This is a genomic window from Variovorax sp. YR634, assembly GCF_900106655.1.
Classification (GTDB): domain Bacteria; phylum Pseudomonadota; class Gammaproteobacteria; order Burkholderiales; family Burkholderiaceae_C; genus Variovorax.
In genome coordinates this window covers 69,111-84,327 of record NZ_FNOL01000021.1, presented here as the reverse complement: position 1 = coordinate 84,327, position 15,217 = coordinate 69,111, and the positions used below count along the sequence as shown (strand labels likewise).

Here is a 15,217-nt window from a genome sequence, read left to right as displayed (position 1 = left end):
GGCGACACGAGGAGACACCGTGGAACTCGAGATACCGGAGATGCTGGCCGCTGCGCTGCAGGGTCAGGTCGGCGCGCAAACGCCGCTTGGCCTTCAACTGGGTGGGCTTGGCGCCGGCAGCGGTGTGCGCGTCGTGTCCAGTTGCCATTTCGACGGCCACTCGCTCAACCTGCTCTTCCAGCTGGGCCTGGCTGCCGGCTCACGCGACTTGGTGTTCCAGCTGCTCGCGCTGGACAACCTCAACGGCGAACCGCCCGCTAAGCCCATCTCCAGCCTGGAGTCGATGGTCCCGGCGTTGACCGAGTGGCTCTCGCGTGACCTGATCGATGGCTGGCTCTACCAGCGCGGCAAGGACGGCGTACTGCTGCCCTGGCTGGTCCATGCAGTGCGCCTTGTGCAACCGGCGGACAACGAGGCTTACGTGCTGGTGGGCCTGCTGGCCAACACGCTGCAGGCCGCCGGCCGCGAGCCGCCCTCCGAACCGCGCTTGCGTTTCGCGGGCATGACCTGGGGCCTGAGCTTCTACGCGGAAGACCTGCCCGGCCGCACGCTGGCCGGCCTCTTTGCCGACCACGGCTTCCACAAGGAGTGCGCCGAGTTCAGGCGCGAGTACGACAAGCAGGTGGCGTGCTTCACGAAGCTGCAGCCGCAGTTCGGTGCCCAGTTCACCATCGACGGCAGCGCCTGGACGGCCGGCGAAGGCCCCCGGGCAAGTATGGCGTGCCACCGGCTGCCCGAAGGCGCGTTGGCGCGCTGCGTGAACGACGAGGAACTGCTGCAGCGCCGCTTCGACCTGGCCGCCGATCCGCACTACTGGCGCGAGAGTGGTGTCGACAGCGGCTTCGACCGCATTCCCCAGCACTGCTACTTGCACCTGTTCCACCTCGACTGGCATCGCAACATCTGGGTCCATGCGCAGCACGTGCAGGAATACAAGTACCAGCCCGGCCTGCGCGAGCGACTGGTGCTGCCGCAGGCGCACCGCGACCTGATCGACATCCTGACGGCCGACCGCTGCTTCCTCGTGGAAGACGTGGTGCCGGGCAAGTCAGGCGGCACCACCATCCTGTGCAAGGGCGCGCCGGGCCTGGGCAAGACCCTCACCGCCGAGGTCTATGCGGAAGTGGTCGGCAAGCCGCTGTACCGCGTGCATTCGGGCCAGCTCGGCGTGACGGCCGACTCGGTGGAGGCCAGCCTGACGAAGATCCTTCAGCGCGCCGCGCGCTGGGACTGCGTGCTGCTGCTGGACGAGGCCGACGTGTACATCCGACGACGCGACAACGACCTGCAGCACAACGCCATCGTGGCTGAGTTCCTGCGCACGCTGGAGTATTTCAGCGGCCTGCTGTTCATGACCACCAACCGGGTCGGCGATATCGACGAGGCCATCCTGTCGCGCTGCATCGCGGTGATCGACTATCAGCCGCCAGGACCCGACGACGCGCGCCGACTCTGGTCCACGCTGTCGACCCAACTGGGCGTGGAGCTTCCGGGCGCGGTGATCGACAGGCTGGTGGTCGAATATGCCGGCGCCAGCGGCCGCGACATCAAGGAACTGCTCAAGCTCACCAGCAAGTACTGCCGCCGCAAGGAGCTGCCGCTGTCGGCGCAGTCTTTCGCGCAGTGCGCGGTGTTTCGCGGCATTGCCTGCGCCTCGTCGCAGATGTCGTCGCAGGTGGGAGCGATCGAATGATCGACGCCAGCCTGCTGGGCGGCGCGCTGACCGGCCGCATGAGCTTCCGTCCGGGCGCCGCGCCCGTAGCCGCCCCGCTGCCACCCGGACGCCACGGCCTCTCGTTCGCCGAAGGGCGCGAAGCGGTGCTGGTGGTACCCGAGGGGCTGCCCACCAATGCACCGTTGCCGCTGCTGGTGATGTTCCACGGCGCGGGCGGCGAGGCCAACCGGGTGCTGCCGCATCTCGTGTCCCATGCGCGTGCGCGGCGCTTTCTTCTGCTGGCCCCGCAGTCGATGTACCCGACGTGGGACATCGTGGTCGGCGGACATGGCCCCGATCTGGAACGGCTCGACGGCGCGTTGTCGACGGTTGCCACGCATTTCCGCATCGACCCCGAGCGCCTGGCGTTCGCCGGTTTTTCCGATGGCGGTAGCTACGCCTTGTCTCTCGGCCTGACCAATGGCGACGTGGCCAGCCACGTGATCGGGCTGTCGGCGGGCTTCATGAACACGTTCACGCAGACGGGGAAGCCGCGCGTGTTCCTGGCGCACGGGCGCTCGGACAGCCAGTTGCCGATCGAGACCAGCGCCCACCCGCATGCACGACGGCTGCTGGAGAGTGGGCACGACCTGACGCTGCAGCCCTTCGACGGCGATCACGTCATCGTGCCGTGGGTGGTCGCGCGGGCGGTCGAGTTCTTCCTCGGGCCTCAGGTGGCGACACCAGCCTGAACTAGAGATGCGTCAATGCCTGGCGGCTTCAGCAGAACGGATCCAGATCCGTGTCGGCTCCGCAAGACGGGCACGTGACTACCAGATTCCGGCCCGGCCGGACTCGCATCCGCTGCTGGCAGCAGTGGCACCGGATCACGATCTTCTCCATGAGCGCTGAATTTGCGGGCTTCAGCGAGTAGACGGAGTACGTGATCTGGTCATCCACGATGAACTCATTGCTGGAAAGGAAGCCGGCAATGAACCCGTTCACGGGGAAAAGAACGCTCGAACCGGGGACTTCCGGCCAGAAGAAGCGAGTCGCAGTTTCCGCGGGCGCACGTACCAGGCGCGCCGCGCCTTTCAGCTGAGTCGGCTCGAATTCCAGATACGCGTCGCATGTCTTCCTGACCGTTCGACAGATTCCAGCCAATGGGTCCGGGATCAGCACGCCTGTTCCGTGCCGTTGAGTGCACAACTTGGTCAAGGTTGCGCCTGGGCCGACGTCCGCTCTGAGGACATTCAGGCCGGCACGCAAGCTTTCGAAATTTCTGGTCGGGTTCGGGTCCATTGCTTCAGTTTGCGCACCTCGCGCGGGAACTGAAAGGGGCATTTGTCCTGTTCTTGGCAGGCCCTCCGGCCTGCTCCGGCCTCGACAAAACATCCCCTCTGACCACCTGCTGCGACGCGTTGCGTCCATGCCGCGAAAGCTAGAAAAAGGTCCGCGGCCAGCCTCAATGTGATAAATTCACATTTATAACAATGTGAAACACTTCTGACGGATCACGGATGAACGAGCCCTCGCACAAGCGCAAAACCGGTGGCTTCACGCTGATCGAACTGATGATCACGGTGGCCATCGTGGCCATCCTGGCGGCTGTCGCGTTACCCAGCTACCGGCAGTACGTCGTCCGATCCAAACGGTCGGCGGCGCAGGCGCAGATGATGGACATTGCCAACCGGCAGCAGCAGTTCCTCCTTGCAAACCGCAGCTATGCCGACAAAACCGCGCTGACGGCTAGCGGCTATGCGCTGCCGGCGGAAGTCAACAGCAACTACAGCTACGACATCGTCCTGTCGACGACCGGCGTCCCCGGTTACACGCTGACCCTGACCCCGATCGGCGGCCAGACCGGCGACGGCGCGCTCACCCTCAACAGCGACGGCGTGAAGACGCCGGCGGAGAAATGGTGAGAAGCGCGTTGAGAAGCGCCCAGCGCGGCGTCAGCCTGCTGGAAGTGCTCGTCACCCTGGTTGTGGTGGCCTTCGGACTGTTCGGCCTGGTGGGCCTGCAGGCGCGCTTGCAGGCGTCGGAGATGGAGTCGTACCAGCGGTCGCAGGCGCTGATCATGCTGAACGACATGGCCAGCCGTATCGCGATCAATCGCCGGATGGCCTCGAGCTACGTCACCAGCGCCCCGCTGGGCAGCGGCAACACGTGTCCCACTGCCACCGGCACGCGCCAGCAGGTGGACAGCGCCGAGTGGTGCAACGCGCTGCAGGGCGCCGCAGAAACCTCGGGCAGCAGCAGGCTCGGCACAGTGATCGGCGGGCGCGGCTGCGTGCAGGACATGGGCAACAACGAATACCTCGTCACCATCGCCTGGCAGGGCCTGGTGCCGATCAGCGCTCCACCCGCCGGCGTGGCCTGCGGCAAGGACCTGTATGACACCGCTGGCACGCGCTGCGTGAGCGACATGTGCCGAAGGACAGTCACCACGCTCGTGCGCATCGGAGCCCTTTCATGAGCCCGTCGCGCAACCGGCAGCGCGGACTGACGCTGATCGAGCTGATGGTGGCGGTCACCATCATGCTCATCGTGGTGGCGGCCCTGCTCGCGCTGTTCCTGAACGTGAGCAACACCCAGCGCGAAATGGAACGCGTGAACCGCCAGATCGAAAGTGGGCGCCTCAGTGTCTTCGTGCTGGAGAACGAGCTCACCCACGCCGGGTTCTGGGAAAACTACATGCCCCAGTTCGACGACCTGACGGTCAACGGTGTGCCGGAGCACGTGCCAACCGGCACGCCGCCCGACCCCTGCCTGCCCTACTCCCTGGTCAACTGGACCGATGACTACAAGCGCGAGCTGCTCGACTTGCCGGTGCAGAGCTACGAGACCGTGCCCGCCAGCTGCACCGACCTGCTCAAGAACAAGAAGGCCAACACCGACGTCCTCGTGGTGCGGCACGCCGAGACCTGCCTGCCCGGCGCACCCAACTGCGAGGCGGACATCGCCGGCAACCTGTACTTCCAGTCTTCGTTGTGCGGCACGCAGAAGCCTTCGTCTTTCGACCTGTCCACCGCCGGATTCGGCAACATGCTGAAGAAGGACTGCACGACGCCTTCGCCCAAGCGCAAGCTCGTTGCCGACATCTACTACGTGCGCGACTACGCCGATACCGTGGGTGACGGTGTGCCCACGCTGGCGCGCTCGCGCTTCGACTTCGTGGGCGGCGCCCTGGCGCAGCAGCCCCCGGTACCGCTGATCGAGGGCGTCGAGGGGTTCAGGGTCGAGTTCGGGCTGGACACGATCGGCAAGACCAGCGCCGCCGTGAACTACGCCGCGGCCATCGACTGGGCCGATCCGGCGGTCAGGCTGACTCCCGCCAACCGCGGCGACGGCAGCCCCGACGGCAGCTTCGTGCACTGCAGCGTCGCCGCGCCCTGCACTGCCGACCAGCTGGTGAACGTGGTGGCGGTCAAGCTCCATGTGCTCGCGCGCAGCACCGAGGTTTCGCCGGGCCACACCGACACACGCACCTACAACCTGGGCTCCGCCACCCTGGGCCCGTTCAACGATCACTACAAGCGCCACGCGTTTTCCACCACCGTGCGCCTGACCAACGTGACCGGGCGGAGGGAGACGCCATGACTCATACACCGGCCATGCGCCGCCAGCAGGGTGCTGCGCTGCTCATCGGGATGATCATGCTGCTGCTGATCACCCTCACGGTCACCGCGGCGTTCAATCTCAGCAGCTCCAATCTCAAATCGGTAGGCAACCTGCAGACTCGCAACGAAGCCGTTGCCGCGGCCAACCGCGCCATCGAGGAAGTTGCCAGCAGCCTGCTGGCGCCGGATTCCGACGGCACCCCGTCGCTGACGCCGCCCCAGGCCACCGTGAGCCTGGTCGACATCAATAACGACGGCACCACCGACTACACGGTCGTGGTCGCTGCGCCGGTGTGCGTGCGTGCAACCAAGGCTGTCGACACGGGCGGTGGCACCGTGACCGGACCGAGCGGCATCACCGGCGGGGCCTCCAGCAGCGGCTCGGGGCTGTCCACTCTGCCCGATCAATACAACTCGGTCTGGGACATCAGCACCACCGTGACCGATGCCACCAGCGGCACCACCACCGCCGTGCGCCAGGGGGTGCGAGCGCTGCTCAACAAGGCGCAGTTCGAAGCGCTGTGTAATACGACCGGGCCGACACCATGATGACAAAGAAACTCTTCGCACCACTGTGCGCCGCCGCCCTGCTTGCCTTGCCGTTGAGCCAGGCGCGAGCCGAGGACATCGACCTTTTCGTGGGCTACAACCAGGCCGCCACCCAGGCGCCCAATGTGCTGTTCGTGCTGGACAACACGGCCAACTGGAATCAGCCGTTCACGGCCGAGATCACCGCGCTGGCGAAAGCCTTCGAAAGCCTGCCGTCCAACAAATTCAAGGTCGGCCTGATGATGTTCACCGAGACCGGTGGCGGCAACTCCAACTCCGATGGAGGCTATGTGCGCGCTGCGGTGCGCACGCTGGACGACGGCACCAAGGTCAAGTACGGCGCGCTCATCCGCAGCCTGAACAAGCTCGACGACAAGTCCAATGGCGGCAAGGCCGGCAAGACCATGGCCGAGGTCTACCGCTATCTGGCCAGCGGCACCCCGATCGCCGGCAACAACAAGCTGAAGGCCGACTACAGCGGCAGCGTCTACGGCACCGCCGCGTCGAAGGCCGTGTACGCGCTGCCGCGCAACGCGCTGAACGCGGTGAACAGCACCACCTACGTGGGCCCCAGCACCGAAAACTGCATTGGCACGTACGTCATCTACATCAGCAACGGCGCCGCGCAGGACAACACCAGCGACAGCAAGACCTCCGCGGACGCCCTGCTCGCCGCAGGTGGCAGCACCACTTCTATCGTGCTGAGCCCCAGCGGCTCGCAGGACAACACAGCCGACGAATGGGCGCGGTTCCTGCAGACCAGCATGGGCGTCAAGGTCTACACGGTCGAGGCTGCCAAGGCCACCGGCGGCCAGGGCCCAGGCTGGAGCGCACTGCTCAAGAGCATGGCCACCCAGAGCAAGGGGGAGTACTACGACATTTCGTCCGATCCCGACCTGGGCGCTTCGCTGGGTGCGGCGCTCGATGACATCTTCAGCAAGATCCAGTCGGTCAACAGCGTGTTTTCTTCGGTGAGCCTGCCGGTAAGCGTGAATACGCAGGGCACCTACCTGAACCAGGTGTTCGTCGGCATGTTCCGCCCCGACCAGGACGCACTGCCGCGCTGGAACGGCAACCTCAAGCAATACAAGCTGGGCCTGGACAGCAGCAGCCAGCTCGTCCTGCAGGACGCTGCCGGCGCCAACGCGGTGAACAACCAGACCGGCTTCGTTGCGCCCTGCGCGCGCAGCTACTGGACGCCGCTGCCGAGCGACACCGACGCCTACTGGAGCTTCCGCCCCTCCGGCGACTGCCTCGGCAAGGAGGCGGCCGACAGCCCGGACGGCAACGTGGTCGAGAAAGGCGCGCAGGGCTACATGCTGCGCCGCCTCGCGGTGGCCAGCCGCAACATGAAGACCTGCGCACCCGGCGCCTGCTCTGCGCTCACCAGCTTTGCCGACGGCAACGGCAGCATCACGCAGGCGGCTTTGGGTGTGGCAAGCGCCACCGACCGCACCAACCTGATCAACTGGGTCCGCGGCGCCGACAACAAGGGCGACGAACGCACCGACGCCAGCGGCAACCCCCTTACCTCCACCAGCATGCGTGCCTCGGTGCACGGCGACGTGGTGCACTCGCGCCCCGTGGCCATCAACTACGGCACCGATGCCGTGCCCCAGGTGGTGGTTTTCTACGGCGGCAACGACGGCGTGCTGCGCGCCGTCAACGGCAACCGCAGCACGGCCATCGGCTCGGCTGCGGCGGGCGATGAGCTATGGTCTTTCGTGCCGCCCGAGTTCTACGGCAGCCTCAAGCGGCTGTACGACAACAGCACGCGCATCAATTTCCCCGGTCTGCTGGTTACCACCGGCAGCGTGGCGCCCAAGCCTTACGGCATGGACGGCGCGGTAGCTGCCTACCGGCAGGGCACCACCACCGCCTGGCTGTTCGCGAGCATGCGCCGCGGCGGCCGGTTGATCTACGCCTTCGACGTGTCCGATCCCGCGGCGCCCACTCTCAAGTGGCGCAAGGGCTGCCCGAACCAGGACAACGACACCGGCTGCGACACCGGCATGGACGGCATCGGACAGACCTGGTCGGCGCCCAAGGTTGTCAAGTCGACCGGCTATGGCGCCGGCAACAGTCCGATGCTGGTGTTCGGCGGCGGCTACGACAAGTGCGAAGACGTCGACACCAACTCGGCCGCCCAGGCTTGCGGCACGGGCACCAAGGGCAACCGCATCTACGTGCTCGATGCGGCCACCGGCGCGCAGCTCAACAGCTTCGTCACCGACCGCGCGGTGGCGGGCGAAGTCACCATCGTCAGCGACAGTCTCGGCCTGGCACAGATCGCCTACGCGGCCGACCTGGGCGGCAACGTCTACCGGATCACCATCGGCGACGCGACGCCGGGCAGCTGGAGCATGACGAAGATCGCCTCGCTCGGCTGCGATACGGTGAGCACCTGCACGCCCAACCGCAAGTTCATGTTCGGGCCGGACGTGGTCATGGACAACGGCGTGTACGTGATCCTGCTGGGCTCCGGCGATCGCGAGAAGCCGTTGCGCTACTACAACTCCGCGCTCGGCGTGGCCAACCGCTTCTACATGCTGGTGGACAAGCCCACCGACACCGCCTGGCTGAGCTCCGAATCGGACCATTGCAACAGCACCCCCGTGCTGTGCCACGCCTCCCTGCAGGCCATCACTACCACGGCGACCCCCACGGCCACCGACCTTGCGAGCAAGAAGGGCTGGTATCTGGCCCTGGCCCCGGGCGAGCAGGTTGTGACCGCTTCGGTGACGGCCTACGGCATCACCACCTTCAACACGCACACGCCTACCAACCCAAGCGTGCAGCAGTCGTGCCGCGCCGACCTGGGCACCGCCAACGTCTACAACGTGTCGTATGCCAACGCTGCGCCCCAGGACAGCAACGGGCGGTTCCAGAACGTGGTGGGCGGCGGCCTGGCACCCTCGCCCGTGGTGGGCCGGGTCCAGCTGGACGACGGCAGCATTCGCGACGTGGTGATCGGCGCCAGACCCGACTCCTTCCTGAGCCCCAAGGGCGCCACCCCAAAGTCGGCGTTCAAGCAGCCCAAGGGGCGGGTCTACTGGTTCATCCAGAAATAGGCGGATCCGTGAATCGCAAAAGCAAGAGCACACGAGGCCGTCATGGCGGCTTCACGCTGATCGAGCTCATGGTCACGCTGACGGTGCTGGTGGTGCTGATCACCATTGCCGTGCCCTCGTTCGACGGCGTACGCCTGTCGACACGGCTGAATTCCTACGCCACGGCACTGGTCGCCGGCGGCCAGCTTGCGCGCAGCGAGGCCATCAAGCGCAATGCTCCTGTCACCCTGTGCGTTTCGGCCGACGGCGCCAGTTGCAGCACTTCGGGCCAATGGGAAACCGGCTGGATCGTGGTGAGCGGCACAAAAGTGCTGCTGCAGCAGCCGGCCGCGGCCGGCGGTTACCAGTTGCGCGACACAGGAGGGGCGAGCGCCCTCACCTTCCAGGCCACCGGCGTCGGCGCCAGCCCGGCCAGCATCACGATCTGCCGGGCCTCGCCCAGCGCCGGCCAGACCCGCCTGGTCAACATCAGCGCCACGGGCCGGACCAGCGTCAAGCGTGTGGCCGATGGAACCTGCGTCGGGTAAAGGCGAACTGCAAACAGTGGTCCAAAGCTTTCACATGTGACTATTGCACATGACAATAGTGGGCCGTGATCGGCGGCTTGTGCCGCTGATTCTCTTTTGAACCGCACCTTCAGGAATAACGCTCGCCTCCATGGAACATCGGCTGGACTGGGCCCTCGCCGCCTGCGCTCGCATTCTTCGACCGGTGGTAAGGCTCGCCCTCGCGATGGGGGTCAAGCACCCCCACCTCGAGGAATTGCTGCGCGACCTGTTGCTCGAAGAGGCCCAGCGAAGCTGGCGCAACCAGGGCGTGCCCAAGCCCAATCTGAGCCAGTTGTCCATCACGACCGGCCTGAACCGCAAGGCGGTGACCGCCAAGGTCCGCTCCACCGTCGACCCCCTGCCCCACACCGAGCTGTCGGCAGCAGCCAAGACTTTCACGTTGTGGTTGCAGATGCTTACTCAGGATGACACTTTCAGGCGCCTGCCCATCACGGCAGGCAATGCCGCGCCTTCTTTCGAGGCCGTGGCGCGAATGAGCAGCCGCGGCGACGTGCACCATCGCACCATCCTCGACGAGCTGGTGCGCCTGCAAATGGTGACCGAGAGCGAAGGCGTGGTCGAACTCACGGCCGACGGCTTCGTGCCGGTGCAGGATCTCCAGTCCATGCTCGCCTTCCTGGGAGACAACGGCCGCGACCATTTGCTGGCGGCCGTCTCCAACACCCTGGGCGAGGAGCCCAGAATGCTCGAGCGGGCGGTGTACGCGCGCGGGCTCACGTTGCAGGAATGCGAGCAGATCCAGCGCCTCGTCCGGGAACGCTGGGCAACCCTGCACCACGAGCTGACGCAGGAAATGACACAGGCAGTCGACCGCGCCCCTGACGGAGCAAAGGGGCGCATCAGGGTCGGCATCTACACCTATTACGAAGACGAGAGCGCGCCTGTGCCGCCCCGCCCCTCTGAAAGCGAGCCCAAGCCATGAACACGATGAAGACACCCCGCCGGCTCATGCTCGGCCTTTTGTCCGTCGGCCTCATGGCCCTGCTGCTGTCCTGCGGCGGGGGGGGAGGTAGCGGCAGCGGCTCCGTGGGCGGCCTGGGCGTCGGCGCGGGTGGCGCCACGCAGACAGACACCGGAGGGGATACCTCTACAGGAGCGGGGACAGGAACTGGAACTGGCACAGGTTCCACGGGCTCGGGCGGCTCAGGCGGCACGGGCGGCGATACGACCGCCGGCAACAGCAACACCGACGGCTCCGGCGTAGGTTCGGGCGGCACCGGCGTGACCGCCGACGCCGCCGGCATCGGTGCTGCGGACGGCCTGGGCAGCATCATCCTCAATGGGCTGCGCTACGACACCGACACCGCCACCTTCACCATTGAAGACGCCACCGAGCTGCAGATCGGCATGAGTGCGCGCGTCGCCGGCAAGGTTGACGCCAACTTCACCAGCGGCGTCGCCACGCAGGTCCAGTCGGCTGCCGAACTGCGCGGCGCGGCCTCGGGCATCGACACCTCGGCCGGCAGCTTCGTCGTGATGGGCACCGTCGTGAGCATCGACTCGGCCACCGTCTGGGCCGACGCGAACGGACTGGCGGACATCAACCTGAACAGCATCGTCCAGGTGTGGGGCCTGCCAAGCGCACCGGGCGCCCTGCGCGCCACGCGCATCCAGATCGCCCCCACGCTGACCGATCCGCTGGTCACAGGGACCGTGCAGAACCTGGATACCGTGCGCAAGACCTTCACGCTCGGCCAGCTCACGATCAACTTCAGCTCGGCTGCCTTCACGGGCATGAACGCATCGTCGCTCGCCAACGGCATCATCGTTCGCGCCCGTGGCACTGTCGCGCCGATCGCGGGCGTGCTCACGGCCACGACAGTGCAGGGCTGGTATGCCATCCCAGTGAGCGACGGCATCGCTGTGCAGCTGGCGGGCGTCATCACCGACTTCGCCTCGCGCGGCTCGTTCAAGGTGCTGGGCACGCCGGTCGACGCGACCAATGCGCAGATCACGGGCGGCCCTGTGGGATCGCTCGGCAACGGCGTGAAAGTCGAGGTCGACGGCTTCATGTCGGGCGGTGTGCTGGTGGTGAAGAAGCTGCGCATCCGCAACGTTCCGGGCACGGGCGGCCCGGCATCGTTCACGCTGATCGGCGCCATCGGCGCGTACCAGTCGCCTGCCAGTTTCAAGGTCCGCGGTCAGCCCGTGGACGCCAGCGGCAGCGGCGTCATCTTCGAGAACGGCACCGCAGCGAACCTGGGCAACGGCCAGCGGGTGACCGTTGTCGGAGACCGGGTGGTCGACGGCGTGCTGATCGCACAGCGGGTGACATTCACCACGCCTTGAGGCTGCCAGGGGGCGCCCGCATTGCCTGGGCGCCCTCTTCTTTCGCTATCCACAGCAGATTTCATCCACGGCCTCATGGTCGTGGAGTGCCTCCTATCGACAAGGCCGGGCGGTTGATGTAAAACAAAATAACTAAAGTGAAAAAATCACATTTAAACCCGAACGACCCTCGGACCTCGTGACGAACCGCTCGATACGCACGGAAGGTCCAGATAGGAGCATGTATGCCGCTTACCCTCCTCCTTCGACTTCTGCACGAGAAGTTTCCGGCGACGCTCACGGCTGACCCGGACATCAGGAACGCATCGGTCCTGCTGGCGACCGGACTCATCGAGGCCGAATTTCATCTCGATCACTTCGGCTATCAACAGTACGAGAGCGCCGTGGTGTTCGCCATCACGGACGCGGGACACGCGGAGATCGCCAGCCTGCAGACCGGCAATGTTGCAACGACTGCCGAGGGCCAGGAATGGCCTGTCATGCCACTCGACTACCTGCGCAAGATCGGCAATTCGATCTTCCCCCTGCGTATCGACGATCCAGCGGAGATCAACTCGGTGGCCGTGTTGAATGCGGCGGGCATGGTGGAAGCCACGCTTCCCCCGACCTGCCGCACCCGGCAGAACCAGCAGAAGTTCAAGCAGGCGGTAGTCCTGCGGGTCACTCCCCTGGGGCGCACGGCCCTGGTTGCACGGCGGATGTGAACTTGGAGGGGCGGCGGGTGGCTCGCCGCAACGCATCGAACGGGTACCTGCAAATAACGTACTTCTCGCCATCGGGCGGGGCCGTCCCCCTCGACAGGTATTCGAAAAAGCCTGTGACCTGGATGAATGTTTCTTAATGCAACAGACGTCACAAATCAGCCAGGCTCATCGACCCCCAATTGTCTTCGACTACGAAAGTAGTAATGTGAAACCTTCACATACATCGCTTTCAGGTGCGAAGAATGAATTCCAAAATGACACCACCGAGCTTTGCCACCCACTCCGGAATGGCCTGCCTGGCGTGATGCGCCTGGTGCCAAGGATCCTTCGCCATGCTGGCTCGCACCACTGCTGCTCCCGACGTCGACGCAAGCGTCGCCGCGGATGCCCTCATGGTGGCCCGCATGCGGCTGGTGCTCTCGGTCTCCGCGCTGCTGGCTGTCGCGGTCGATGCCGGTGACAACCGGTTGCAGATTCCCGTCTGGCTGGCTTTTTCCGGATACATCCTGCACAGCCTGCTGGTGTATGCCTGCACGCGAATGGGCCGCCCGTATTTCCAGGGCAAGGCCATCCATTGGTCCGACGTGCTGTGGTTCACGCTGATCATCTTCGTGACCGACGGCGTCCAGAGTCTTTTCTTCCTCTTCTACTTCTTCGCGATCCTCACCTCCTCCTTCCGCTGGGGTTTCGAGGAAGGCGCCCGCGTGACGGTCGCGTCGGTCGCGTCGTTCGCCGCCTGCGGCCTGGCCACCAGCACGGGCGGCGACTCGCCGCAGCTGCTGATGCGGACCACTTTCCTGCTGGCGCTGGGGCACATGATCGTGCATTGGGGCGGCTCGAAGCTGGGCCTGCAGCGGCGCCTCGCTCTCCTGGGCGATGTCTGCCAGCTTTCGAACCCCCGCTTCGGGGCCGGCCGCACCGTCGCCCGCACGATGGAAAAGACACTGGCCTTCTTCAGGGCAAGCCACTGCATCCTCCTGACGCGGGACACATCCACCGGCAACTGGATCCTGCGCACGCTGCGCAAGAACGACGCCTGTGAACACATCAGCGTCGAAACGATCGGCCGCATTGCCGAATCGCCTCTCATGGCGCTGGCGCCGGACCACACCGTGCTCTGCAACCGCCTGCCCTGGCCCATGAACTGGCTGTGCGCGCAAAGCCATGTCTTCGAAGCCGGCGCAAGCGGCTGGCGCATAGAGGACGACGAAGGCGCGCAGCGCTGCGCCGCAGTGATCGCCATGCTGGAGGCCCGCGCCTTCATCAGCGCCCCGCTGCCGATGCGGCTGGGCGAGGGCCGGGTCTTCGTGTCGTCCCGTGACGGACTGTTCAACAAGTCCGACGCGCTGTTCCTGGCGCACCTGATGGAACAGATCTTCCCGGTCATCGAGACCATCGAGGTGCTCGACCGGATGGCCTCCGAAGCCGCGGCTACAGAGCGCCTGAAGTTCGCGCTGGACCTGCACGACACGGCCGTGCAGCCGTACATCGGCCTGCGGATGGGCCTGTGCGCGCTGCGCAAGAAGGCGACCGCCGACAACCCGCTGCGCGAAGACCTCGACAAGCTTGCGAGCGTGGCCGACGGCGTGATCGCCGACCTGCGCCGCTACGCTGGTGCGGTCAAGCACAGCGCGAACAGCCCCTGCGGGCTTGTACTGCCCCATCTGCATCGCCAGGCCGAGCGGATCAAGGGGCTCTACGGCATCGAGATCGCCATCACCGTCGACGGCCAGGTCCAACTGGACGACCGGATGACCGCGGAAGTCCTGCAGCTGGTGGGCGAGGGATTGAACAACATCTGCAAGCACACCCAGGCGCGTCACGGCAGCATCCGCCTCGGTTGCAAGAACGGGCAGTTACAGCTGCGCATCGAGAACGAAGCCTGCGAAGAGAGCTTCACGAAGTTCCTCCCACGCTCCATCACCGAGCGCGCTGCGGCCCTCGGCGGGCGGGCGCAGGTGCGCCAGTGCGCGAGTGGCGGCACTGCGGTGCTGGTGGAAATTCCCATCTAAAAAAGACAAGCCAAGGAAGGAATCAATCATGCAACCAGTTGCCCATTCCATCGGTGTCCTGCTCGTGGACGACCACCAGACCATGCTGTGGGGCCTGTCAAGGCTGATCGACGGCGAGCAGCCGCGCATGCGGGTCGTCGGCACGGCCAGCTGTTGCGAAGACGCAGTGGCAACCTCGGACGATCTCGCCCCCGACGTCATCGTGCTCGACCTCGACCTCGACGGCCGGTGCGCCATCGACATCCTGCCCAGGCTTTTGTCGAACGAGGTGTCGCGCGTCGTCGTGCTCACAGCGGAGCGCGAGCAGCGCACGATCGACCTTGCCGTGCTGCACGGCGCGCGCGGCGTGATGCGCAAGGACGCCCCGGCCCAGCAGGTGCTAGAGGCCATCGAGCGCGTCTACAAAGGCGAGCTTTGCGTCGATGCGCAAACCATGGGCCGCGTCTTCTCTCAGCTGACTTCGGTGAAGAAGCCCCCGAAGGCCGACCCCGAAGCCGCCAGGCTGGCGAGCCTGACGCAGAAAGAACGGGAGATCGTCCGCATCGTCGTGGCCGGCAGCGGTGCCTCGAACAAGGCACTGGCCGAGAAGCTCTTCGTCACCGAGCACACGCTGCGCAACCACCTCACGTCGATCTACCAGAAGCTCGGCGTGACGAACCGCCTCGAGCTGTACATCTACGCGGTGAAGCACCAGCTCGATACGGCGCCGGCGCACTGAAGCAGCGCGCCGCACCAGGTTGCCCTGA

Annotated in this window: 14 protein-coding genes; 13 read left to right on the top strand and 1 reads right to left on the bottom strand. The window is 65.7% G+C overall.

All coding sequences use genetic code 11. From position 1 onward, the window contains the following. Window positions 1-19 precede the first annotated feature (19 nt). The gene (locus BLV60_RS27095) at window positions 20-1,693 is read left to right on the top strand and encodes an ATP-binding protein (protein WP_093058392.1); all 1,674 of its coding nucleotides are present in this window, start codon (window positions 20-22) and stop codon (window positions 1,691-1,693) included. Then, the gene (locus tag BLV60_RS27090; RefSeq protein ID WP_093058391.1) at window positions 1,690-2,406 is read left to right on the top strand and encodes an alpha/beta hydrolase; all 717 of its coding nucleotides are present in this window, start codon (window positions 1,690-1,692) and stop codon (window positions 2,404-2,406) included. The genes BLV60_RS27095 and BLV60_RS27090 overlap by 4 nt, the downstream gene beginning before the upstream one ends. A 28-nt stretch (window positions 2,407-2,434) precedes the next feature. Here the strand turns inward: BLV60_RS27090 and BLV60_RS27085 are convergent, their stop codons facing one another. Beyond that, window positions 2,435-2,836 carry a hypothetical protein gene (locus BLV60_RS27085; RefSeq protein WP_143042646.1) on the bottom strand — a complete coding sequence of 134 codons (402 nt, stop codon included), beginning with the start codon at window positions 2,834-2,836 and terminating at the stop codon, window positions 2,435-2,437. A 338-nt stretch (window positions 2,837-3,174) separates the two neighbouring features. Here BLV60_RS27085 and BLV60_RS27080 point away from each other — a divergent pair, with 338 nt between their 5' ends. The 11 genes from BLV60_RS27080 (at window position 3,175) to BLV60_RS27030 (ending at window position 15,189) form a co-directional block, all read left to right on the top strand. After that, complete coding sequence (locus tag BLV60_RS27080) at window positions 3,175-3,579, top strand: type IV pilin protein (protein WP_093058389.1); 405 nt, start codon at window positions 3,175-3,177, stop codon at window positions 3,577-3,579. Further along, entirely contained in the window at window positions 3,573-4,133 is a 561-nt protein-coding gene (locus BLV60_RS27075; protein WP_093058388.1) for a type IV pilus modification PilV family protein, read from the top strand. Before BLV60_RS27080 ends, BLV60_RS27075 begins: the two co-directional genes overlap by 7 nt. Continuing rightward, window positions 4,130-5,257, top strand: a complete 1,128-nt coding sequence (locus BLV60_RS27070) for a PilW family protein (RefSeq protein WP_093058387.1) — start codon at window positions 4,130-4,132, stop codon at window positions 5,255-5,257. The genes BLV60_RS27075 and BLV60_RS27070 overlap by 4 nt, the downstream gene beginning before the upstream one ends. Beyond that, window positions 5,254-5,826 carry a hypothetical protein gene (locus tag BLV60_RS27065; protein WP_093058386.1) on the top strand — a complete coding sequence of 191 codons (573 nt, stop codon included), beginning with the start codon at window positions 5,254-5,256 and terminating at the stop codon, window positions 5,824-5,826. Before BLV60_RS27070 ends, BLV60_RS27065 begins: the two co-directional genes overlap by 4 nt. Beyond that, a complete protein-coding gene (locus BLV60_RS27060) occupies window positions 5,826-8,897 on the top strand; it encodes a pilus assembly protein (RefSeq protein ID WP_256329600.1) in 3,072 nt (1,023 codons plus the stop codon). The genes BLV60_RS27065 and BLV60_RS27060 overlap by 1 nt, the downstream gene beginning before the upstream one ends. 8 nt (window positions 8,898-8,905) lie before the next feature. Next, entirely contained in the window at window positions 8,906-9,424 is a 519-nt protein-coding gene (locus tag BLV60_RS27055; RefSeq protein ID WP_256329599.1) for a GspH/FimT family pseudopilin, read from the top strand. Window positions 9,425-9,554: 130 nt separating this feature from the next. Then, a complete protein-coding gene (locus BLV60_RS27050; RefSeq protein ID WP_093058384.1) occupies window positions 9,555-10,388 on the top strand; it encodes a DUF6502 family protein in 834 nt (277 codons plus the stop codon). 5 nt (window positions 10,389-10,393) lie between these two features. After that, complete coding sequence (locus tag BLV60_RS27045; RefSeq protein WP_256329598.1) at window positions 10,394-11,755, top strand: DUF5666 domain-containing protein; 1,362 nt, start codon at window positions 10,394-10,396, stop codon at window positions 11,753-11,755. A gap of 224 nt (window positions 11,756-11,979) precedes the next feature. Next, window positions 11,980-12,459, top strand: a complete 480-nt coding sequence (locus BLV60_RS27040; protein WP_093058382.1) for a hypothetical protein — start codon at window positions 11,980-11,982, stop codon at window positions 12,457-12,459. A gap of 332 nt (window positions 12,460-12,791) precedes the next feature. Then, the gene (locus tag BLV60_RS27035) at window positions 12,792-14,471 is read left to right on the top strand and encodes a sensor histidine kinase (protein ID WP_093058381.1); all 1,680 of its coding nucleotides are present in this window, start codon (window positions 12,792-12,794) and stop codon (window positions 14,469-14,471) included. A gap of 28 nt (window positions 14,472-14,499) precedes the next feature. Next, on the top strand, window positions 14,500-15,189 hold the full coding sequence (locus tag BLV60_RS27030) for a response regulator (protein ID WP_093058380.1): 690 nt from the start codon (window positions 14,500-14,502) through the stop codon (window positions 15,187-15,189). The last annotated feature ends 28 nt before the right edge of the window (window positions 15,190-15,217 follow it).

Coding starts and splice junctions, on each gene's coding strand:
- BLV60_RS27090 (WP_093058391.1), top strand. CDS start 1,690: ATGATCGACGCCAGCCTGCTGGGCGGCGCGCTGACCGGCCGCATGAGC.
- BLV60_RS27080 (WP_093058389.1), top strand. CDS start 3,175: ATGAACGAGCCCTCGCACAAGCGCAAAACCGGTGGCTTCACGCTGATC.
- BLV60_RS27075 (WP_093058388.1), top strand. CDS start 3,573: ATGGTGAGAAGCGCGTTGAGAAGCGCCCAGCGCGGCGTCAGCCTGCTG.
- BLV60_RS27070 (WP_093058387.1), top strand. CDS start 4,130: ATGAGCCCGTCGCGCAACCGGCAGCGCGGACTGACGCTGATCGAGCTG.
- BLV60_RS27065 (WP_093058386.1), top strand. CDS start 5,254: ATGACTCATACACCGGCCATGCGCCGCCAGCAGGGTGCTGCGCTGCTC.
- BLV60_RS27060 (WP_256329600.1), top strand. CDS start 5,826: ATGACAAAGAAACTCTTCGCACCACTGTGCGCCGCCGCCCTGCTTGCC.
- BLV60_RS27050 (WP_093058384.1), top strand. CDS start 9,555: ATGGAACATCGGCTGGACTGGGCCCTCGCCGCCTGCGCTCGCATTCTT.
- BLV60_RS27045 (WP_256329598.1), top strand. CDS start 10,394: ATGAAGACACCCCGCCGGCTCATGCTCGGCCTTTTGTCCGTCGGCCTC.
- BLV60_RS27040 (WP_093058382.1), top strand. CDS start 11,980: ATGCCGCTTACCCTCCTCCTTCGACTTCTGCACGAGAAGTTTCCGGCG.
- BLV60_RS27035 (WP_093058381.1), top strand. CDS start 12,792: ATGCTGGCTCGCACCACTGCTGCTCCCGACGTCGACGCAAGCGTCGCC.
- BLV60_RS27030 (WP_093058380.1), top strand. CDS start 14,500: ATGCAACCAGTTGCCCATTCCATCGGTGTCCTGCTCGTGGACGACCAC.